Origin of the sequence: Burkholderia sp. ABCPW 111, from assembly GCF_000773065.1 — a bacterium.
Taxonomy (GTDB): domain Bacteria; phylum Pseudomonadota; class Gammaproteobacteria; order Burkholderiales; family Burkholderiaceae; genus Burkholderia; species Burkholderia savannae.
Genome location: NZ_JPWT01000121.1, coordinates 134,298 through 154,277, shown reverse-complemented (window position 1 = coordinate 154,277; position 19,980 = coordinate 134,298). Strand labels below are relative to the sequence as shown.

General features: G+C 67.4%; 18 protein-coding genes. 14 read left to right on the top strand and 4 right to left on the bottom strand.

Going from position 1 to position 19,980, the window contains the following annotated elements; genetic code table 11:
* The first annotated feature begins 9 nt into the window (after positions 1-9).
* The 10 genes from murD (at position 10) to lpxC (ending at position 11,429) form a co-directional block, all read left to right on the top strand.
* Positions 10-1,524: a UDP-N-acetylmuramoyl-L-alanine--D-glutamate ligase gene (gene murD / locus X946_RS27360; RefSeq protein ID WP_038754556.1), complete on the top strand. Its 1,515-nt coding sequence runs from the start codon at positions 10-12 to the stop codon at positions 1,522-1,524.
* Positions 1,521-2,813, top strand: coding sequence for a putative lipid II flippase FtsW (gene ftsW, locus X946_RS27355; RefSeq protein ID WP_038754480.1), 1,293 nt, complete (start codon positions 1,521-1,523; stop codon positions 2,811-2,813). Before murD ends, ftsW begins: the two co-directional genes overlap by 4 nt.
* Positions 2,810-3,910: an undecaprenyldiphospho-muramoylpentapeptide beta-N-acetylglucosaminyltransferase gene (gene murG / locus X946_RS27350; protein ID WP_038754478.1), complete on the top strand. Its 1,101-nt coding sequence runs from the start codon at positions 2,810-2,812 to the stop codon at positions 3,908-3,910. The genes ftsW and murG overlap by 4 nt, the downstream gene beginning before the upstream one ends.
* Positions 3,907-5,304, top strand: coding sequence for a UDP-N-acetylmuramate--L-alanine ligase (gene murC / locus X946_RS27345; RefSeq protein ID WP_038754475.1), 1,398 nt, complete (start codon positions 3,907-3,909; stop codon positions 5,302-5,304). Before murG ends, murC begins: the two co-directional genes overlap by 4 nt.
* A gap of 1 nt (position 5,305) precedes the next feature.
* Positions 5,306-6,244 (top strand): D-alanine--D-alanine ligase, encoded by a 939-nt coding sequence (locus tag X946_RS27340; RefSeq protein ID WP_038754472.1) that lies wholly within the window; start codon positions 5,306-5,308, stop codon positions 6,242-6,244.
* 20 nt (positions 6,245-6,264) lie between these two features.
* Complete coding sequence (locus X946_RS27335; RefSeq protein ID WP_038754469.1) at positions 6,265-7,017, top strand: cell division protein FtsQ/DivIB; 753 nt, start codon at positions 6,265-6,267, stop codon at positions 7,015-7,017.
* Positions 7,018-7,043: 26 nt separating this feature from the next.
* Positions 7,044-8,276, top strand: coding sequence for a cell division protein FtsA (gene ftsA / locus X946_RS27330; RefSeq protein WP_006025154.1), 1,233 nt, complete (start codon positions 7,044-7,046; stop codon positions 8,274-8,276).
* A 108-nt stretch (positions 8,277-8,384) separates the two neighbouring features.
* Complete coding sequence (gene ftsZ / locus X946_RS27325; protein ID WP_038754467.1) at positions 8,385-9,581, top strand: cell division protein FtsZ; 1,197 nt, start codon at positions 8,385-8,387, stop codon at positions 9,579-9,581.
* Between the two features lie 182 nt (positions 9,582-9,763).
* Complete coding sequence (locus X946_RS27320; RefSeq protein ID WP_038754464.1) at positions 9,764-10,270, top strand: peroxiredoxin; 507 nt, start codon at positions 9,764-9,766, stop codon at positions 10,268-10,270.
* A 241-nt stretch (positions 10,271-10,511) separates the two neighbouring features.
* The gene (lpxC, locus tag X946_RS27315; protein WP_009888790.1) at positions 10,512-11,429 is read left to right on the top strand and encodes a UDP-3-O-acyl-N-acetylglucosamine deacetylase; all 918 of its coding nucleotides are present in this window, start codon (positions 10,512-10,514) and stop codon (positions 11,427-11,429) included.
* Between the two features lie 292 nt (positions 11,430-11,721).
* Here lpxC and X946_RS27310 read toward each other — a convergent pair whose 3' ends face one another.
* A complete protein-coding gene (locus X946_RS27310; protein WP_038754461.1) occupies positions 11,722-12,201 on the bottom strand; it encodes a DUF721 domain-containing protein in 480 nt (159 codons plus the stop codon).
* 394 nt (positions 12,202-12,595) lie between these two features.
* On the opposite strand from X946_RS27310, the gene secA reads away from it, so the two are divergent.
* The 4 genes from secA to X946_RS27290 all read left to right on the top strand — a co-directional run bounded on the left by secA (position 12,596) and on the right by X946_RS27290 (position 18,114).
* Positions 12,596-15,379, top strand: a complete 2,784-nt coding sequence (gene secA, locus X946_RS27305; protein ID WP_038754458.1) for a preprotein translocase subunit SecA — start codon at positions 12,596-12,598, stop codon at positions 15,377-15,379.
* 156 nt (positions 15,380-15,535) lie between these two features.
* Positions 15,536-16,777 carry a bifunctional glutamate N-acetyltransferase/amino-acid acetyltransferase ArgJ gene (argJ, locus tag X946_RS27300; RefSeq protein WP_038754455.1) on the top strand — a complete coding sequence of 414 codons (1,242 nt, stop codon included), beginning with the start codon at positions 15,536-15,538 and terminating at the stop codon, positions 16,775-16,777.
* 21 nt (positions 16,778-16,798) lie between these two features.
* Positions 16,799-17,668, top strand: a complete 870-nt coding sequence (locus X946_RS27295) for an ATP-binding protein (RefSeq protein ID WP_038754452.1) — start codon at positions 16,799-16,801, stop codon at positions 17,666-17,668.
* Complete coding sequence (locus X946_RS27290; protein WP_038754449.1) at positions 17,665-18,114, top strand: NUDIX domain-containing protein; 450 nt, start codon at positions 17,665-17,667, stop codon at positions 18,112-18,114. Before X946_RS27295 ends, X946_RS27290 begins: the two co-directional genes overlap by 4 nt.
* A 117-nt stretch (positions 18,115-18,231) precedes the next feature.
* Here X946_RS27290 and X946_RS27285 read toward each other — a convergent pair whose 3' ends face one another.
* From X946_RS27285 to coaE, 3 genes are all read right to left on the bottom strand, one after another.
* Positions 18,232-18,435, bottom strand: a complete 204-nt coding sequence (locus tag X946_RS27285; RefSeq protein ID WP_038754446.1) for a DNA gyrase inhibitor YacG — start codon at positions 18,433-18,435, stop codon at positions 18,232-18,234.
* Positions 18,436-18,465: 30 nt separating this feature from the next.
* Entirely contained in the window at positions 18,466-19,221 is a 756-nt protein-coding gene (gene zapD, locus X946_RS27280; RefSeq protein ID WP_038754444.1) for a cell division protein ZapD, read from the bottom strand.
* A 146-nt stretch (positions 19,222-19,367) separates the two neighbouring features.
* On the bottom strand, positions 19,368-19,979 hold the full coding sequence (gene coaE / locus X946_RS27275) for a dephospho-CoA kinase (protein ID WP_038754441.1): 612 nt from the start codon (positions 19,977-19,979) through the stop codon (positions 19,368-19,370).
* Position 19,980: the final 1 nt, after the last annotated feature.

Sequence of the window (19,980 nt, the reverse complement as noted above, 5' to 3'; positions counted from 1 at the left end):
TTTGGCGAGATGTTCGGAGATCGGCGGCGGCCGATGGTGCTCGTGCTGGGGCTCGGCGAATCGGGCCTCGCGATCGCGCGGTGGTGCGCGAGGCATGGGTGCCGGCTGCGCGTCGCCGATACGCGCGAGGCGCCGCCCAACCTTGCCGCGTTGACGGCCGCCGGGATCGACGCCGAATTTGTCGGCGGCGCGTTTTCGCCGGCGCTCATCGACGGCGGGATCGAGCTCGTCGCGCTGAGCCCCGGGCTGTCGCCGCTCGCCGGCGATCTCGCGCCGCTTCTCGCCGCCGCGCGCGAGCGGGGCATTCCCGTGTGGGGCGAGCTCGAATTCTTCGCGCAGGCGCTCGGCACGCTCGGCGCGAACGGTTACGCGCCGAAGGTGATCGCGATCACCGGCACGAACGGCAAGACCACGACGACGAGCCTCGCGGGCCTGTTGTGCGAGCGCGCGGGCAAGAAGGTCGCGGTTGCGGGCAACATCAGCCCGGCGATGCTCGACAAGCTGACCGAGGCGATCGACGCGGCCGCGCTGCCGGACGTGTGGGTGCTCGAGCTGTCGAGCTTCCAGCTCGAAACCGCGCACACGTTCGCGCCCGACGCCGCGACGATCCTCAACATCACGCAGGACCACCTCGACTGGCACGGCGGCTTCGCCGCGTACGCGGCCGCGAAAGGGCGGATCTTCGGGCCGCGCACGGCGCGCGTGCTCAACCGCGACGACGCCGAAGTGATGAAGTTCGCGCCGCTCGCGGCGGCGGCCGACGCGCCGCGCGCGATCACGTTCGGCCTGAACGAGCCGGCCGCCGACGGCGATTACGGGCTGCTGCGCGAGAACGGGATCGCCTGGCTCGTCGAGGCGGTCGATCGCGACGCGGCCGATGCGCCCGCCGCGCCGTCGCGCCGCCGCAAGCAGGAAGCGGCGAACCCGCCCGACATCGCGCTGAAGCGCCTGATGCCCGCCGACGCGTTGCGCATCCGCGGGCTGCACAACGCGGCGAACGCGCTCGCCGCATACGCGCTTGCGCGCGCGATCGACCTGCCGGCCGCGCCGCTTTTGCACGGCCTGCGCGAATACCGCGGCGAGCCGCACCGCGTCGAAGTGATCGCGACGCTCGACGGCGTCGATTACGTCGACGACAGCAAGGGCACGAACGTCGGCGCGACGGTCGCGGCGCTCGACGGCCTCGCGCAGCGCGCGGTGCTGATCGCGGGCGGCGACGGCAAGGGCCAGGATTTCGAGCCGCTCGCGGCGCCCGTCGAGCGGTGGTGCCGGGCGGTGATGCTGATCGGTCGCGACGCGCCCGCGCTTCGCGCGGCACTCGCCGATACAGGCGTGCCGCTTGCCGATCACGCGACGCTCGACGCCGCGGTGCGCGCGGCGAGCGCGCTCGCGCAGCCGGGCGACGCGGTGCTGCTGTCGCCCGCGTGCGCGAGCCTCGACATGTTCCGGAATTACGCGCATCGGGCCGAGGTGTTCCACGGCGCGGTGGAAGACATCGCCTTGGAAAAAGGAACGACGCTATGAGCTGGTCCGATCGCCTCGTTTCCCGCTTCAACGGCACGCGCGACGCGGGCGGCGGCGGCGCGCCGCGCACCGCCGCGCGGGCGGCCTCGGGCGCGCGCGCGGCGGCGGGCGGGCTCGCGAGCGTCGTCAACGGCGCGCGCCCGACCCGCTCGCGGATGCTCGATTTCGATTACTCGTTGCTATGGGTGTCGATCGCGCTCCTCGGCCTTGGCGTCGTGATGGTGTATTCGGCGTCGATCGCGATGCCGGATTCGCCGAAATACGCGTCGTATCACGATTACGCGTTCCTGCTGCGCCACTGCGTGTCGCTCGTCGTCGCGTTCGTCGCGGCGGTGATCGCGTTCCGCGTGCCGGTGTCGACATGGGACAAGTACGCGCCGCATCTCTTCCTGATCGCGCTCGTCGGCCTCGTGATCGTGCTGATTCCGCACGTCGGCAAGGGCGTGAACGGCGCGCGCCGCTGGATTCCGCTCGGCATCACGAACATGCAGCCGTCGGAAATCATGAAGCTCGCGGTGACGATCTACGCGGCGAACTACACGGTGCGCAAGCAGGAGTACATGCAGAGCTTCGCGAAGGGCTTCCTGCCGATGGCGTGCGCGGTCGGCCTCGTCGGCGCGCTGCTGCTGCTCGAGCCGGACATGGGCGCGTTCATGGTGATCGCCGCGATCGCGATGGGCGTGCTGTTCCTCGGCGGCGTGAACGGCAAGCTGTTCGGCGGCCTTGTCGCGACGGCGGTCGGCACCTTCACGATGCTCGTGTGGCTGTCGCCGTGGCGGCGCGAGCGGATTTTCGCGTACCTCGATCCGTGGGACGAGCGCTACGCGCAAGGCAAGGCGTATCAGCTCACGCATTCGCTGATCGCGTTCGGGCGCGGCGAATGGTTCGGCGTCGGCCTGGGCGGCAGCGTCGAAAAGCTCAACTACCTGCCGGAAGCGCACACCGACTTCATTCTGGCGGTGATCGGCGAGGAGCTCGGCTTCGTCGGCGTGCTCGTCGTGATCCTGCTGTTCTACTGGATCGTGCGCCGCGCATTCGAGATCGGCCGCCAGGCGCTCGCGCTCGATCGCACGTTCGCAGGGTTGATGGCGAAGGGCGTCGGCATCTGGTTCGGCGCGCAGGCGTTCATCAACATGGGCGTGAATCTCGGCCTTTTGCCGACCAAGGGGCTCACGCTGCCGCTCGTGAGCTACGGCGGCTCGGGCATTCTGCTCAACTGCGTCGCGCTCGCGGTATTGCTGCGCGTCGATTATGAAAATCGGGTGCTGATGCGCGGAGGCAAGGTATGACCTCTCGGCGCACGCTGATGGTGATGGCCGGCGGCACCGGGGGCCACGTGTTCCCGGGGCTCGCGGTCGCGCATCGGATGGAGGCGCAGGGCTGGCGCGTCGTGTGGCTCGGCAATCCGGCCGGCATGGAAGCGACGCTCGTGCCGAAGCACGGCATCCCGATGGAGTATGTGCGCTTCGGCGGGCTGCGCGGCAAGGGCCTGAAGACGAAGCTCGCGCTGCCGCTCAATCTGCTGCGCGCGTGCGCGCAGAGCCTGCAGGCGCTGCGCCGCGTGAAGCCCGACGTCGTGCTCGGCATGGGCGGCTACATCACGTTCCCGGCGGGGCTGATGACCGTGCTGACGGGCCGTCCGCTCGTGCTGCACGAACAGAATTCGATCGCGGGCCTGACGAACAAGGTGCTCGCGAAGCTCGCGAAGCGCGTGCTTGTCGCGTTTCCGGGCGCGCTGCCGGGCGCCGAATGGACGGGCAACCCGATTCGCGCGGAACTTGCGCGCACGGAACCGCCCCAGGCGCGCTACGCGGCGCGCAGCGGGAAACTGAAGCTGCTCGTCGTCGGCGGCAGCCTGGGCGCGGCCGCGCTGAACGAAGTCGTGCCGCGCGCGCTCGCGCTCCTCGCGCCGAACGAGCGGCCGCAAGTCGTGCATCAGGCGGGCGCGAAGCACATCGATACGCTGAAGGAGAACTACGAAACCGCGGGCCTCGCGTGCGGCAGCGACGTCGCGCTCGTGCCGTTCATCGACGACATGGCGTCCGCCTACGCGAATGCGGATCTCGTGATCTGCCGCTCGGGCGCGATGACGGTCGCGGAGATCGCGGCGGTCGGGGTGGCGGCGCTGTTCGTGCCGTTCCCGCACGCGGTCGACGATCATCAGACGACCAACGCCGAGTTCCTTGCCGAGCAAGGTGCGGCGGTGCTCGTGCAACAACGCGACCTGTCGGCCGAGCTGCTCGCCGACTGGTTGCGCGGCCAGTCGCGGGAATCGCTCGCGGCGATGGCCGAACGTTCGCGCTCGCTCGCGAAGCCGGACGCCACCGACGAAGTCGCGCGCGTGTGCGCGGCGGTGGCGGGCGCGAACCTGGAAGGAAAGCAATGAAACACATCGTCAAACACATTCATTTCGTCGGGATCGGCGGCGCGGGCATGAGCGGCATCGCCGAAGTGCTCGTGAACCTGGGCTATCAGGTGAGCGGCTCCGATCTCGCGCGCAACGCGGTGACCGAACGCCTCGAGGCGCTCGGCGCGCGCGTGTCGATCGGCCACGATGCGGCGAACATCGAAGGCGCGAACGCGGTGGTCGTGTCGACCGCGGTGCGCTCGGACAACCCCGAAGTGCTCGCCGCTCGCCATTTGCGTGTGCCGATCGTGCCGCGCGCGGTGATGCTCGCGGAGCTGATGCGCCTGAAGCAGGGGATCGCGATCGCCGGCACGCACGGCAAGACCACGACGACGAGCCTCGTCGCGAGCGTGCTCGCGGCAGGCGGGCTCGATCCGACGTTCGTGATCGGCGGGCGCCTCACGAGCGCCGGCGCGAACGCGCGGCTCGGCACGGGCGACTTCATCGTCGCGGAAGCCGACGAATCGGACGCGTCGTTCCTGAACCTGTATCCGGTGATCGAGGTCATCACGAACATCGACGCCGATCACATGGATACCTACGGCCACGACTTCGCGCGGCTCAAGCAGGCGTTCATCGAATTCACGCAGCGGCTGCCGTTCTACGGCAGCGCGGTCGTGTGCATCGACGACGCGAACGTGCGGCAGATCGTGCCGCTGATCTCGAAGCCCGTCGTGCGCTACGGCTTCGCGGCGGATGCGCAGGTGCGCGCGGAGAACGTCGAGGCGCGCGACGGCCGGATGCACTTCACGGTGCTGCGCGAAGGGCGCGAGCCGCTGCCCGTCGTGCTGAACATGCCCGGCCTGCACAACGTGCAGAACGCGCTCGCCGCGATCGCGATCGCGACCGATCTCGACGTGGCCGATGCGGCGATCCAGCAGGCGCTCGAGGAATTCAACGGCGTCGGCCGGCGCTTCCAGCGCTACGGCGAGATCGCGGTCGCGGGCGGCGGCGCGTACACGCTGATCGACGACTACGGCCACCATCCGGTCGAGATGGCGGCGACGATCGCGGCCGCGCGCGGCGCGTTCCCGGGCCGCCGGCTCGTGCTCGCGTTCCAGCCGCATCGCTATACGCGCACGCGCGACTGCTTCGACGATTTCGTCAACGTGCTGTCGACCGTCGACGCGCTCGTGCTGACCGAGGTGTACGCGGCGGGCGAGGCGCCGATCGCGACCGCGAACGGCGAGGCGCTGTCGCGCGCGCTGCGCGCGGCGGGCAAGGTCGATCCGGTGTTCGTCGCGACGGTCGACGAGGTGCCGGACGCGCTCGCGAAGGTCGCGCTCGCGGGCGACGTGGTGATCACGATGGGTGCGGGCTCGATCGGCGGGGTGCCGGGCAAGCTCGCGCAAGACACGCAACAGAAGGGATGACATGAGCGGGATCGATCCGAAACGTTTCGGCAAGGTGGCGGTGCTGCTCGGCGGGGAATCCGCCGAGCGCGAGGTGTCGCTGAACTCCGGCCGGCTGGTGCTGCAGGGCTTGCGCGACGCGGGCATCGACGCGCATCCGTTCGATCCGGCGGAGCGGCCGCTCGCGGCGCTCAAGGACGAAGGCTTCGAGCGCGCGTTCAACGCGCTGCACGGCGGCTACGGCGAGAACGGCCAGATCCAGGGCGCGCTCGATTTCTACGGCATCCGCTACACGGGCAGCGGCGTGCTCGGCTCGGCGCTCGGGCTCGACAAGTTCCGCACGAAGCTCGTCTGGCAGCAGACGGGCATCCCGACGCCGCCGTTCGAGACGGTGCTGCGCGGCGACGATTACGCGGCGCGCGCGCAGGACATCGTCGCGAAGCTCGGCGTGCCGCTCTTCGTGAAGCCGGCGAGCGAGGGATCGAGCGTCGCGGTCGAAAAGGTGAAAAGCGCCGATGCGTTGCCCGCCGCACTGGAAGAAGCGGCGAAGCACGACAAGATCGTGATCGTCGAGAAGAGCATCGAAGGCGGCGGCGAGTACACCGCGTGCATCGCCGCGGATCTCGATCTGCCGCTCATCAAGATCGTGCCCGCGGGCGAGTTCTACGACTATCACGCGAAGTACATCGCGAACGACACGCAATACCTGATTCCGTGCGGCCTCGACGCCGCGCAGGAAGCGCAGTTCAAGCGCCTCGCGCGCCGCGCGTTCGACGTGCTCGGCTGCACGGACTGGGGCCGCGCGGACTTCATGCTCGACGCCGCGGGCAACCCGTATTTCCTGGAAGTGAACACCGCGCCGGGGATGACCGATCACTCGCTGCCGCCGAAGGCGGCGCGCGCGGTCGGCATCAGCTACTCGGAGCTGGTGGTGAAGGTGCTTTCGCTCACGCTCGATTGATGCAGGACCGGACTTGAACCATGTGGAATAACGTTCGCCAACTCAACCTTGCCGCCAGCGCGTTGTACGCGCTGCTGCTGCTCGTGTTGGCGGCGGCCGGCTGCTACTGGCTGATCCAGCGCCCGGCATTCGCACTGCGCGAAATCCGGATCGACGGCGACACCGAGCACATCAACGCGCCGATCGTGCGCGCGGGCGTCGTCGGGCGGCTGAAGGGCAACTTCTTCACCGTCGATCTCGATACCGCGCGGGTCGCGTTCGAGCAGATGCCGTGGGTGCGCCACGCGAGCGTGCGCCGGGTGTGGCCGAACGCGCTCGCCGTGACGCTCGAGGAATACAAGCCGCTCGGGACCTGGGGCAACGACCAGCTCGTGAGTGTCGACGGCGAGCTCTTCACCGCGAATCAGGGCGAGCTCGACGAGGAACTGCCGTCGTTCGACGGCCCCGAAGGCAGCGCGAAGGAAGTCGTCGCGCGCTATCGCGATTTCGCGAAATGGTTTGCGCCGATCCGCGCGACGCCGGAGGAAGTGACGCTGTCGCCGCGCTACGCATGGACGGTGAAGCTGTCGAACGGCATGCAGGTCGAGCTCGGCCGGGAGCGCAACGGCGATTCGCTGCCCGACCGCGTTCAGCGCCTCGTCGCCGCGTGGCCGTCCGTCACGCAGCGCTGGGGCAGCGACATCGAGTACGCGGATCTGCGCTATCCGAACGGATTCGCGATCCGCGCGGCGGGCATGCGGTTCCTGACCGACACCGACAAGGGCAAGAAGTAACACGACATCACACGCAAGAGCACTCTATGAGCAAAGACTACAAGGATCTGCTGGTTGCCCTCGACATCGGCACGTCGAAGGTGGTGGCCGTCGTCGCGGAGCTGAAGGGCGAGGGCCACTATGAGGTCATCGGCCTCGGCCAGAGCGAGTCGAAGGGGCTGAAGAAAGGCGTGGTGGTGAACATCGAGGCCACCGTCCAATCGATTCAGCGCGCGCTCGAGGAAGCCGAGCTGATGGCCGACTGCAAGATCACCAACGTCTTCACGGGCATCGCCGGCAGCCACATCCGCAGCTTCAACTCGAGCGGGATGGTCGCGATCAAGGAAAAGGAAGTCACGCAGACCGACGTCGCGCGCGTGATCGAAACCGCGAAGGCGATCAACATCCCGACCGACCAGCAGGTGCTGCACATCCTCACGCAGGAATTCATCATCGACGGCCAGGAGGACGTGCGCGAGCCGATCGGCATGAGCGGCATCCGCCTCGAGGTGAAAGTGCACATCGTGACGGGCGCGGTGAGCGCCGCGCAGAACATCGTGAAGTGCGTGCGCCGCTGCGGGCTCGAAGTGAACGACCTGATCCTGCAGCCGCTCGCGTCGTCGCTCGCGGTGCTGACGGAAGACGAGAAGGATCTCGGCGTCGTGCTCGTCGACATCGGCGGCGGCACGACCGACATCGCGATCTTCGCGGAAGGCGCGATCCGCCACACGGCGGTGATTCCGATCGCGGGCGACCAGATCACGAGCGACATCGCGATGGCGCTGCGCACGCCGACGCCCGATGCGGAAGACATCAAGGTCGGCTACGGGATCGCGAAGCAGGCGCTCGCCGATCCGGACGAGATGGTGGAGGTGCCTGGCCTGGGCGAACGCGGCCCGCGCACGCTGTCGCGACAGGCGCTCGCGGCCGTCGTCGAGCCGCGCGTCGAAGAGCTGTTCTCGCTCGTGCAGCAGGTCGTGCGCGAGTCCGGTTACGAAGAGTTACTCAGTTCCGGTGTCGTGCTCACGGGCGGGGCTGCGATGATGCCCGGCATGGTCGAGCTGGGCGAAGACATTTTTCTGAAGCCGGTGCGCATCGGCGCGCCGGAATACGCGGGCGGGCTCTCGGACGTCGTGCGCAATCCGCGCTATTCGACGGCGATGGGTCTTCTCGTCGAGGGCAGCGCTCAACGGATGCGCGGGCGCAAGGTCGCCGTGCAATCCGGTTCCGCGGGGCAGATCTTCTCGCGGATGAAGGAGTGGTTCCTCAGCAACTTCTGACGATTTCGACATTCGCGCCGGTGCCGGCGGCCGGCGCGCGACGGAGGGTTGCCCGATCTTCCGCCGAATAACGGCCGAGTAGCGGTTCTTTTCTTGACGGAGGCAATAATGGAATTCGAAATGCTGGAAACCGAAACCAACGGCACGATCATCAAGGTGATCGGCGTCGGCGGCGCAGGTGGCAACGCGGTGCAGCACATGATCAACAAGGGTGTTCAGGGCGTCGATTTCGTCGTGATGAACACCGACGCGCAGGCGCTGTCGCGCTCGCGTGCACCGTCCGTGATCCAGCTCGGCAACACCGGCCTCGGCGCCGGCGCGAAGCCGGAGATGGGCCGTGCGGCGGCCGAGGAAGCGCGCGAGCGGATCGCCGACGCGCTGCGCGGCGCGCACATGGTGTTCATCACGGCCGGCATGGGCGGCGGCACCGGCACGGGCGCGGCGCCCGTCGTCGCGCAGATCGCGAAGGAGATGGGCATTCTGACCGTCGGCGTCGTCAGCAAGCCGTTCGAATTCGAAGGCGGCAAGCGGATGCGCGTCGCGGAAGCAGGTTCGCAGCAACTGGAGGATCACGTCGACTCGCTGATCGTCGTTCTGAACGACAAGCTGTTCGAGGTGATGGGCGACGACGCCGAGATGGACAAGTGCTTCCAGTGTGCTGACGACGTGCTCAACAACGCGGTCGCGGGCATTGCCGAGATCATCAACGTCGACGGCCTCGTGAACGTCGACTTCGAAGACGTGAAGACGGTGATGGGCGAGCAGGGCAAGGCGATGATGGGCACGGCGACGGTCGCCGGCGTCGATCGCGCGCGTCTTGCGGCCGAGCAGGCGGTCGCGAGCCCGCTGCTCGAAGGCGTCGATCTGTCGGGCGCGCGCGGCGTGCTCGTCAACATCACGTCGAGCCGCTCGCTGCGTCTGTCGGAAACGCGCGAAGTGATGAACACGATCAAGAGCTACGCGGCCGACGACGCGACCGTGATCTTCGGCGCGGTGTACGACGACGCGATGGGCGACGCGCTGCGCGTGACGGTCGTCGCGACGGGCCTCGGCCGCGCGGCGAAGAAGCAGCAGTCCGCACCGATGACGCTTCTGCGCACGGGTACGGACAACCAGCCGGTCAACGCGGCGTCGCACGGCTACGCGGCTTCGCATCACGTGAGCACGAGCGACTACGGCGCGTTCGACACGCCGGCCGTGTGGCGCAATTCGCGCGAGACGGCTGCGTCGCACGTGCAGGCGCTGCAGGAGAAGGGTGTCGACACGTACGACATTCCGGCATTCCTGCGCAAGCAGGCCGACTGACGCGCGAGGCTTCGCGCCGCGCGGTTTGGCGCGGCACGAGCCGACGTGACGGATGAAACGGCTGACGACAGGCCGCGTCGCTCGCGACGCCGGGCCGGGAAAGTCGCCCGCTTCGCTTGTGCGAGGCCGGGCTGGGCCGTGTCGTCTGTTGCGAACGATCGTATCGCTATGAAGGACCAGGCATGATTCAAGTGGGCGACACGCTGCCCGACACGCAACTCTTCGAGTATCTCGACGACGCGCGCGCGGGCTGCACGCTGGGGCCGAACGCCTTTGGCGTGCGCGAGCAGGCGGCGGGCAAGCGCGTGGTGATCTTCGGATTGCCGGGCGCGTTCACGCCGACCTGCTCGGCGCAGCATGTGCCGGGCTACGTCGCGCATGCCGAGCCGTTGCGCTCGGCGGGCGTCGATGAGATCTGGTGCGTTGCCGTCAACGACGCATTCGTGATGGGCGCTTGGGGACGCGATCTGCACACCGCGGGCAAGGTGCGCATGATGGCGGACGGCAGCGCGGCTTTCACTCATGCACTGGGACTGACGCAGGACTTGTCCGCGCGTGGCATGGGAATTCGTTCCCGGCGCTATGCGATGGTGGTCGACGACGGCGTGGTCAAGACGCTCTTCGTCGAAGCGCCGGGCAAGTTCGAAGTGAGCGATGCGGCCAGCGTGCTGGCGAGTTTGACGCGTTGAAAGGCGCGTGCGGCGTTGTCTTTCGGCAACGCCGCGACGCGCCCGACACGCGGTTGTAACACGGGCCGACGACCGGGAACGCCTCCGTTCCGGGCGTCGGCCCGTCTCGCATTTGCGCAGGGTAATGCGTCGAAACACTTTGAAACGTCGATCATCACGACGCGAAATGGGGATTTACGTTATAATCTCGCCTATCGAATAAAACTCCTGATTGATATCTTCAATCAAGAAGACTTTGACCATGTTGAAGCAGCGCACCATCAAATCGATCGTCAAGACCGTCGGCATCGGCCTGCACTCGGGCCGCAAGGTCGAACTGACGCTTCGCCCCGCGGCGCCCGATACGGGCATCGTGTTCTCGCGCGTCGATCTGCCGACGCCCGTCGACATTCCGGCTTCGGCGCTGTCGATCGGCGATACGCGGCTTGCGTCCGTGCTGCAGAAGGACGGCGCGCGCGTGTCGACGGTCGAGCACCTGATGTCGGCGTGCGCGGGCCTCGGCATCGACAACCTCTACGTCGACGTGACGGCCGAGGAAATTCCGATCATGGACGGCAGCGCGGCTTCGTTCGTGTTCCTGATCCAGTCGGCCGGCATCGAAGAGCAGAACGCGGCGAAGAAGTTCATCAAGGTGACGAAGCCCGTCGAGATCCGCGACGGCGACAAGTTCGCGCGCCTCGATCCGTACTTCGGCTTCAAGCTCAAGTTCACGATCGACTTCCGTCATCCGGCCGTCGACAAGACGGGCCAGGAGCTCGAGGTCGATTTCGCGAACACATCGTACGTGCGCGAGATCGCGCGCGCGCGCACGTTCGGCTTCGCGCACGAAGTCGAGATGATGCGCGAGCTCGGGCTCGCGCGCGGCGGCAGCATGGACAACGCGATCGTGCTCGACGAGTACCGGATTCTGAACAACGACGGGCTGCGTTACGACGACGAATTCGTGAAGCACAAGATGCTCGACGCGATCGGCGATCTGTATGTGGTCGGCCATCCGCTTCTCGCGTCATACACCGCGTACAAGTCGGGCCATGGGCTGAACAACGCGCTGCTGCGCGAGCTGCTCGCGCACGAGGACGCTTACGAGATCGTCACGTTCGACGATCCGAAGGCGGCGCCGACGGGCTTCGGCTTCGACGCCCAGACAGCGTTCGCGTGATGCATCGATGCGAGCGCGTCCCGGACGCGCGACTGCAAAAAAGCGGCCTGCGGGCCGCTTTTTTCATGGCGTCGAGTGTCTCGTGGCGTTTCGCTTGTGGCCGTGTGGACGTTCGTTGCGCGTCTCGGGGCGGCTCGATCGCGGCTGCGGGGTTGCCGCGAGATGGGCGAGGCGCCGCGCGATGCGTCAATGGGCCGCGCATCGGGGCTCGCGGACGGCGGCGGTGCGGCCGGCAATCGGCTCCGGGGTTTTTATGCCGGGCGTGGGATGGGGGCCGTGCGCCGCGAATCGGTCAGCGCGGCGCTTTCGCGTGGCGTGCGGCCATGCGCGCGAGCGCGCTTTGCAGCGGCGACGGCTCGAGCGTGTCGGCGAGTTGGCGCAGCGCGTCGGTGCCGGCCGCCGACATCCGAGCCTGCTTGACGCGCGGCGGCTCCGGCGCGGGCTGCGGGCGCACGCGCACCTTTAGGGCGGCCGCTGCCCATCCGCGCGCCTGTAGTTCCGACAGAAGCCGCGGTTCGACCTGCCGCAGCCGAGCGGCGAGCGCGTTGTGCGCGGCGAACAGCGTGAGCGCGCCGTCCTTGATGAAGCCGGGCTCGACGTGGTTCGCCAGATAATCGGGAAGCAACGCGGCCAGATCCCGCTTCAGCGCCGCGACCTGCTCGACGCCCGCGCGCAACGCGGCGAACGCGTCGGTGCGCTTGAGGACGTCGGCGGCCGCTTGCGGCCGCGACCAGTCGTTCGGACGAAATAATTGCTTCGGCGGTCGGTTCATGAGGGCAGTCGGCTGCGCCGCGTGGCTGGGCGCATGACGGGCGACCGGATGGTGGAGCGATGCGCCGATTGTACCGCGATGTCGTTCGGCGGCCGCGGGTATCGTGTTTGCCGACCGCCGACCGCCGACCGCCGACCGCCGACCGCCGACCGCCGACCGCCGACCGCCGACCGCCGACCGCCGACCGCCGACTGTCGGATGGCGGTCGCTTTTCGCGTTCCCGCCCGGCCGAGGCGCGCCCCATGGCGGCCGCCGCCGCCGACACCGGCGCGCCCTGGAGCGCGTGCTAAAATTCGACGTTTGAATTCACTTCTACGCTAAGCCGCCGAGGCTCGGCGCGCCGGGGAGGGCGTTCACCGCTCCGGGGCCGTTGCACCGACGCACACCCGATCCGATGACAACCGGTTTTCTTCAGAAAATTTTTGGCAGCCGCAACCAGCGGCTCGTCAAGCAATACCAAAAGACCGTCGCGGCGATCAATGCGCTCGAAACGCAGATCGAAAAGCTGACGGACGACCAGTTGCGCGGCAAGACAGGGGAGTTTCGTCAGCGCATCTCGGCCGGCGAGTCGCTCGACAAACTCCTGCCCGACGCGTTCGCCGTGTGCCGCGAAGCGAGCCGCCGCGTGCTGAAGATGCGCCACTTCGACGTGCAGCTGATCGGCGGGATGGTGCTGCACTACGGCAAGATCGCCGAAATGCGCACGGGCGAAGGCAAGACGCTCGTCGCGACGCTCGCCGCGTATCTGAACGCGCTCGCGGGCCGCGGCGTGCACGTCGTGACGGTCAACGACTATCTCGCGCAGCGCGACGCGGAGTGGATGGGCCGGCTCTACAACTTCCTCGGGCTGTCCGTCGGCATCAACCTGTCGGGGATGGAGCACGACCAGAAGCAGGCGGCGTACGCGGCCGACATCACGTACGGCACGAACAACGAATTCGGCTTCGACTACCTGCGCGACAACATGGTCTACGAGACCGACGCGCGCGTGCAGCGGCCGCTGAACTTCGCGGTCGTCGACGAAGTGGACTCGATCCTGATCGACGAGGCGCGTACGCCGCTCATCATCTCGGGCCAGGCGGAGGATCACACCGAGCTGTACGTGCGGATGAACGCGATGCCGCCGCTCCTCGAGCGTCAGATCGGCGAGGAGAAGGCGGACGGCACGGGCGTCGAGAAGCCGGGCGACTACACGCTCGACGAGAAGGGCCGCCAGGTGTTCCTGACCGAGTCGGGACACGAGAAGGCCGAGCGGATGCTCGCCGAATGGGGCTTGATCGGCGACGGCGAGAGCCTCTACGCGCCGCAGAACATCACGCTGATGCACCACGTGTACGCGGCGCTGCGCGCGCATACGCTGTTCCATCGCGACCAGCACTACGTCGTGCAGAACGGCGAAGTGATCATCGTCGACGAATTCACGGGCCGCCTGATGCCGGGCCGCCGTTGGTCCGACGGCCTGCATCAGGCGGTGGAGGCGAAGGAGCACGTGAAGATCCAGAGCGAGAACCAGACGCTCGCGTCGATCACGTTCCAGAACTATTTCCGGATGTACGCGAAGCTCGCCGGCATGACGGGCACGGCGGACACCGAAGCGTACGAGTTCAACGAGATCTACGGCCTCGAGACCGTCGTGATCCCGACCAACCGGCCGCCGAAGCGGATCGACAAGCAGGATCAGATCTACAAGACCGCGAAGGAGCGCTACGACGCGGTGATCCGCGACATCCGCGAATGCCATGAGCGCGGCCAGCCGGTGCTCGTCGGCACGACGTCGATCGAAAACTCGGAGCTGCTGTCGCATCTGCTCAAGCAGGCGGGCCTGCCGCACGAGGTGCTCAACGCGAAGCAGCACGCGCGCGAAGCGGCGATCGTCGCCGAGGCCGGGCGTCCGCAGCGCATCACGATCGCGACCAACATGGCGGGCCGCGGCACCGACATCGTGCTAGGCGGCAATGCCGAAAAGCAGGCGGCGTTCATCGAGGCCGACGAATCGATTCCGGCCGACGACAAGACGCGCCGGATTCAGAAGCTGCACGACGAGTGGGAAACGCTGCACGAGCAGGTGAAGGCGGCGGGCGGCCTGCACATCATCGGCACCGAGCGGCACGAATCGCGCCGGATCGACAACCAGCTGCGCGGCCGCGCGGGCCGCCAGGGCGATCCGGGCTCGTCGCGCTTCTACCTGTCGCTTGAAGATCCGCTCCTGCGCATCTTCGCGGGCGACCGCGTGCGCGCGATCATGGATCGCCTGAAGATGCCGGAAGGCGAGGCGATCGAAGCGGGCATCGTCACGCGTTCGATCGAATCGGCGCAGCGCAAGGTCGAGGCGCGCAACTTCGACATCCGCAAGCAGCTGCTCGAATACGACGACGTGTCGAACGATCAGCGCAAGGTGATCTATCAGCAGCGCAACGAATTGCTCGAGGCGCACGACATCGCCGAGACGATCGGCGCGATGCGGCACGGCGTGATGTCGGAAGTGGTCCGCCCGTTCGTGCCGGCGGGCAGCATCGAAGAGCAGTGGCAACTCCCCGAGCTCGAAGAGGCGCTGCGCAACGACTGGCAGCTCGATCTCGCGATCCAGGAAATGGTGAACGAGTCGTCGTCGATCAACGCGGACGAGATCGTCGACGCGGTCACGACGGCCGCCGACGAACACTACGAAGCGAAGGTCGCGCTCGTCGGCCGCGAGTCGTTCAGCGCGTTCGAGCGCTCGATCATGCTGCAGACGCTCGACCGCCTCTGGCGCGAGCACCTTGCGGCGCTTGACCACCTGCGCCAGGGCATCCACCTGCGCGGCTACGCGCAGAAGAACCCGAAGCAGGAGTACAAGCGCGAGGCGTTCGAGCTGTTCGCGGCGATGCTCGACGCCGTGAAGCAGGAAGTCACACGGATCGTGATGAACGTGCAGATCCAGTCGCCCGAGCAGCTCGAGGAAGCGGCCGAGCAGATCGAGGAGCAGGGCGGCCATCTCGAGAACGTCGAATTCCAGCACGCCGATTTCGCCGCGGCTGCGGCGGGCGGCGCGGCGGTCGCGGATGCGACGGCCGAAATGGTCGGCCACGCGATGAGCCATAGCGGCCCGGCGGGCGAAGTGCCGCGGGTCGGCCGCAACGATCCGTGCCCCTGCGGCAGCGGCAAGAAGTACAAGCACTGTCACGGCAAGCTGAACTGACGTGATCGAAGGCGGCGCGCGATGAGCGCGCCGCGTCGTCTGTGCGCAAGGTTTTTCGAGGTGTGATGCGCGGCGGCGCGTGAGCGGCCGCCGGTTCTTCAATCCAATCGATGCCGGCTCGAATGCCGGCATTTTCCTTCGGGGCAGGTGCTTCAGATGGCTGTCAATTTTCCCTCGATCGATCCCGCGCAATTGCATCCCGTCGCCGGCGTGACGCTCGGCTGGGCGGAGGCGAACATTCGCAAGCCGAACCGCAAGGACGTGCTCGTCGTTTCCGTCGACGAAGGCGCGGCCGTGTCGGGCGTGTTCACCGAGAACCGCTTCTGCGCGGCGCCCGTGACGGTCTGCCGCGAGCATCTGGCGAAGGTGCGCGCGGGCGGCGCGGGCATTCGCGCGCTCGTCGTCAACACGGGCAACGCGAACGCGGGCACGGGCGAGCCGGGCCTCGCGCATGCTCGCGAGACCTGCACGGAGCTCGCGCGCCTCGCGGGCATCGCGCCCGAGCAGGTGCTGCCGTTCTCGACGGGCGTGATCCTCGAGCCGCTGCCGATCGAGCGCCTGAAGGCCGGCTTGCCCGCCGCGCTCGCGAGCCGCGCGGCGGCGAACTGGTACGACGCCGCGCAGGCGATCATGACGACCGACACGCTGCCGAAGGCGGCGTCGCGCCAGGTGACGATCGACGGCCACACGATCACGCTGACGGGCATCAGCAAGGGCGCAGGGATGATCAAGCCGAACATGGCGACGATGCTCGGCTTCCTCGCGTTCGACGCGAAGGTCGCGCAGCCGGTGCTCGACGCGCTCGTGAAGGAAGTGGCCGATCGCTCGTTCAACTGCATCACGATCGACGGCGACACGTCGACGAATGACTCGTTCATCCTGATCGCGTCGGGCAAGGCGGGCCTGCCCGAGATCGCGTCGACCGATTCGCCCGCGTACGCGGCGCTGCGCGACGCGGTGACCGCTGTTGCGCAGACGCTCGCGCAGCTCATCGTGCGTGACGGCGAAGGCGCGACGAAGTTCATGACGGTGACGGTCGAGGGCGGCAAGAGCGTGGCCGAGTGCCGCCAGATCGCGTACGCGATCGGCCACTCGCCGCTCGTGAAGACGGCGTTCTACGCGTCGGACCCGAACCTCGGCCGGATTCTCGCGGCGATCGGCTACGCGGGCGTCGCGGATCTCGACGTCGGCAAGATCGATCTCTATCTCGACGACGTGCTCGTCGCGAAGGCGGGCGGCCGCAATCCCGCGTATCTGGAAGAGGACGGCCAGCGCGTGATGAAGCAGAGCGAGATCGCGATCCGCGTGCTGCTCGGCCGCGGCGACGCGCAGGCGACGATCTGGACTTGCGATTTGTCGCACGAATACGTGAGCATCAACGCCGACTATCGTTCGTAAGCCACACGGGGGCGCGACATCATGGACCCACTCGAGCAGTTTCTCAACCGCGCCGAGGCGTTGCTTGAGCGCCTCGAAGCGATTCTTCCGCCGGCGGCTGCCGCCGTCGACTGGACGGCAGCGCTCGCTTTCCGTTGGCGCAAGCGCCAGGGGCGCGGCTATCTGCAGCCCGTCGTCGCGCGTTCGACGATCTTGCTCGACGATCTGCAGAACATCGAGCGCCAAAAGGCGCTGATCGAGCAGAACACGCGCCAGTTCGTGATCGGAAAGCCCGCGAACAACGTGCTGCTGACGGGCGCGCGCGGCACCGGCAAGTCGTCGCTGATCAAGGCGTGCCTGAACGCGTACGCGGCGGACGGGCTGCGGCTCATCGAAGTCGACAAGGAAGATCTGCACGATCTGGGCGACATCGTCGAGCTGATCGCCGCGCGTCCCGAGCGCTTCATCGTGTTCTGCGACGATCTGTCGTTCGAGGAGGGCGAATCGGGTTACAAGGCGCTCAAGGTCGCGCTCGACGGATCGGTCGCCGCGCAGTCCGACAACGTGCTGATCTACGCGACGTCGAACCGCCGCCATCTGCTGCCCGAGTACATGAGCGACAACGAGACGTACAAGCATCTGCCGGACGGCGAGATCCATCCGGGCGAGGTCGTCGAGGAGAAGATCTCGCTGTCGGAGCGTTTCGGCCTTTGGGTCAGTTTCTATCCGTTCAAGCAGGACGACTATCTGACGATCGTCGGCCATTGGCTCAAGCATTTCGGCTGCGACGACGCCGAGATCGAGGCGGCGCGCGGCGACGCGCTCGTCTGGGCGCTCGAGCGCGGCTCGCGCTCCGGCCGGGTCGCATGGCAGTTCGCGCGCGATCGCGCGGGCCGCAAGGAGAAAGTATGAGTAGCGAAGTGACGAACGACGCGGCGCCTGCGGGCGTCGGCCGCAAGGTGACCGAAGTCGCGGTCGGCGTGCTGGTGCAGCCTGACGGCCGCTACCTGCTCGCGCAGCGGCTGCCCGGCAAGCCTTACGAGGGCTATTGGGAGTTTCCGGGCGGCAAGCTCGAGGCTGGCGAGAGTGTCGAAGAGGCGCTTGCGCGCGAGCTGCACGAGGAGCTCGGCATCGCCGTGACCGAGTGTCATCGCTGGCATACGCTCGAGCACGACTATCCGCACGCGTACGTTCGCCTGCACTTCTGCAAGGTCACGGGGTGGACGGGCGAGCCGCACAGCCGCGAAGGGCAGGCGTTCGTCTGGCAGCATCTGCCCGTCGACGTCGAGCCGCTGTTGCCCGCCGCGCTGCCCGTGCTCGAACTGCTCGCGCGCGAGCACGGCGAGACGCCGCAATAAACGTGCGCGGAACCTCGGTTCCGCAGCTTTCCTATTACCCTATTTAGTCGGCCGGACTTTTTCAGGGCGGCGATTCGCGGCACGAGCCGCGTCGGGGCCGCTTGGCGCGGCGGACGGTCAGTTGCGGCCGCCGTCTTCCCGATGGCCCGCGTCGTCGTCGGACGGCGCTTCGTCATCGGTTCCGCCGATTCGATACTTCTCGGCTGCCCAGGCGCCGAGATCGAGCTGCTTGCAGCGGGCGGAACAGAACGGGCGAAAGCGGTTTTCGGGCGTCCAGCGCACTTCCTTGCCGCAGGACGGGCATTTCACGACGGTAGCCATACGGATGATCGATGCGGCGCGAGGCCGCAGTTACAGGTTGCAGAGCGTGAGCTGGAACGGCACGTCGATGTCGACCGCGCGCGGCCGGACATCGCCGTCCTGCGCGGTGAAGCGCACCCATAGCATGTATTTGTTCGCGCTCGCCTCGGGAATCACGCGCAGCTCGGGAGAGACGCGCACCTGCATCAGCTGGTAGGTGCGTCCGGACAGCATCTGCTGATAGCTGCCCTGCATCGCCATCACCTTCGACGCCTGCCCGGATTCGCGCGCGAGGCGCAGCACGATCATCGCGGCGTCGCGCAGCGGCAGGAGCGGCATCGCCCACTTGGCGATGTCCTGGCGGCGCTGCTCGGCGGGCCACTGCTGCCACGCGTAGTACGAAGGGAGATCGAACTTGCAGGTGCCGCCGGGGATGACCGCGCGGCTGCGGATGCTGGCGAGCCATTCGTTGTCGATCAGATGCTGGCCGGTCTTGCCCTGCATCTGCGCGAGGTTCGCAAGCGTCTGCTCGATTTCGCCGAGCACGGCTTCCAGCGCGTTCTGCTCGATGCCTGGATTGCCGCGAAACGGCGCGAGCGTCTGCCGCTGGCGTTCGAGCTCCTTCATCAGATCCGATTTCAGATCTGCGCGGCCCGCGACTTCGGAGATTTCGAACAGCGTCGTCAGCGCGACATGATGCTCTCTCGCGTCCTCTTGAGCCACGAAGAACGTGAAGCGTTCGAACAAATCTTCGAGACGCAACAGCGTGCGGATTCGCTCGTTGAACGGATACTCGTAAAGAATCAAGCGCGCTCGCCTCTCGCGGTGGGTGACCAAAATTGCAGGGACATTCTAATGCCCACTGTCTACCCTCGCAATCGCGCCATTTTTCGGGGCGTATGGCGCACGCGGCGATTTCATGCAGCGGACGCAACATATGCACCGCAAGTTCGTCACTTCTGCGCGCTGGCCGCGTGTGCGAGATAGCGTTGGTGCAGTGCGGCGACCTCGGCTGCGAGCTCGTCGTGCGACGCGCCGTCGTTGACGATCACGTCGTCGGCGGCGGCGAGACGTGCGTCGCGCGGCGCCTGGCGCGCGACGATCGCCTCCACCTGCTCGCGGCTGAAGCCGTTGCGGCGGATCACGCGCGCGATTTGCGTCTCGACGTTGCAATCGACGACGAGCACGCGGTCGACGCGTGCCTTCCACGCGCCCGATTCGACGAGCAGCGGCACGACGAAAACGACGTACGCGCCTTGCGCGGCGCTCGCTTCGCGCTCGGTTTCTTCGCGGATCAGCGGATGAGTGATCGCCTCGAGCCGCTTGCGCGCGGATTCGTCGCTGAAGATCAGCTCGCGCATCTTCGTGCGATCGAGCGAGCCGTCGGCCGCGACGAACGCGGCGCCGAACTCGCGGGCGATGAGCGGCATCGCGAGGCCGCGCGGCGCGGTGATGCGGTGCGCGATCAGATCGGTGTCGACGATCGATGCGCCGAGCTCGCCGAACAGATTCGCGACGGTTGTCTTCCCGCTGCCGATTCCGCCCGTCAATCCCACCGAGAACATA

What these genes read in the sequence shown, in the direction of transcription:
- argJ (WP_038754455.1), top strand. Translation starts at nt 15,536, where the DNA reads ATGGCTGTCAATTTTCCCTCGATCGATCCCGCGCAATTGCATCCCGTC.
- X946_RS27335 (WP_038754469.1), top strand. Translation starts at nt 6,265, where the DNA reads ATGTGGAATAACGTTCGCCAACTCAACCTTGCCGCCAGCGCGTTGTAC.
- ftsZ (WP_038754467.1), top strand. Translation starts at nt 8,385, where the DNA reads ATGGAATTCGAAATGCTGGAAACCGAAACCAACGGCACGATCATCAAG.
- X946_RS27295 (WP_038754452.1), top strand. Translation starts at nt 16,799, where the DNA reads ATGGACCCACTCGAGCAGTTTCTCAACCGCGCCGAGGCGTTGCTTGAG.
- X946_RS27340 (WP_038754472.1), top strand. Translation starts at nt 5,306, where the DNA reads ATGAGCGGGATCGATCCGAAACGTTTCGGCAAGGTGGCGGTGCTGCTC.
- secA (WP_038754458.1), top strand. Translation starts at nt 12,596, where the DNA reads ATGACAACCGGTTTTCTTCAGAAAATTTTTGGCAGCCGCAACCAGCGG.
- lpxC (WP_009888790.1), top strand. Translation starts at nt 10,512, where the DNA reads ATGTTGAAGCAGCGCACCATCAAATCGATCGTCAAGACCGTCGGCATC.
- ftsW (WP_038754480.1), top strand. Translation starts at nt 1,521, where the DNA reads ATGAGCTGGTCCGATCGCCTCGTTTCCCGCTTCAACGGCACGCGCGAC.
- X946_RS27320 (WP_038754464.1), top strand. Translation starts at nt 9,764, where the DNA reads ATGATTCAAGTGGGCGACACGCTGCCCGACACGCAACTCTTCGAGTAT.
- coaE (WP_038754441.1), bottom strand. Translation starts at nt 19,979, where the DNA reads ATGTTCTCGGTGGGATTGACGGGCGGAATCGGCAGCGGGAAGACAACC.
- X946_RS27290 (WP_038754449.1), top strand. Translation starts at nt 17,665, where the DNA reads ATGAGTAGCGAAGTGACGAACGACGCGGCGCCTGCGGGCGTCGGCCGC.
- murC (WP_038754475.1), top strand. Translation starts at nt 3,907, where the DNA reads ATGAAACACATCGTCAAACACATTCATTTCGTCGGGATCGGCGGCGCG.
- murD (WP_038754556.1), top strand. Translation starts at nt 10, where the DNA reads ATGTTCGGAGATCGGCGGCGGCCGATGGTGCTCGTGCTGGGGCTCGGC.
- X946_RS27285 (WP_038754446.1), bottom strand. Translation starts at nt 18,435, where the DNA reads ATGGCTACCGTCGTGAAATGCCCGTCCTGCGGCAAGGAAGTGCGCTGG.
- X946_RS27310 (WP_038754461.1), bottom strand. Translation starts at nt 12,201, where the DNA reads ATGAACCGACCGCCGAAGCAATTATTTCGTCCGAACGACTGGTCGCGG.
- murG (WP_038754478.1), top strand. Translation starts at nt 2,810, where the DNA reads ATGACCTCTCGGCGCACGCTGATGGTGATGGCCGGCGGCACCGGGGGC.
- ftsA (WP_006025154.1), top strand. Translation starts at nt 7,044, where the DNA reads ATGAGCAAAGACTACAAGGATCTGCTGGTTGCCCTCGACATCGGCACG.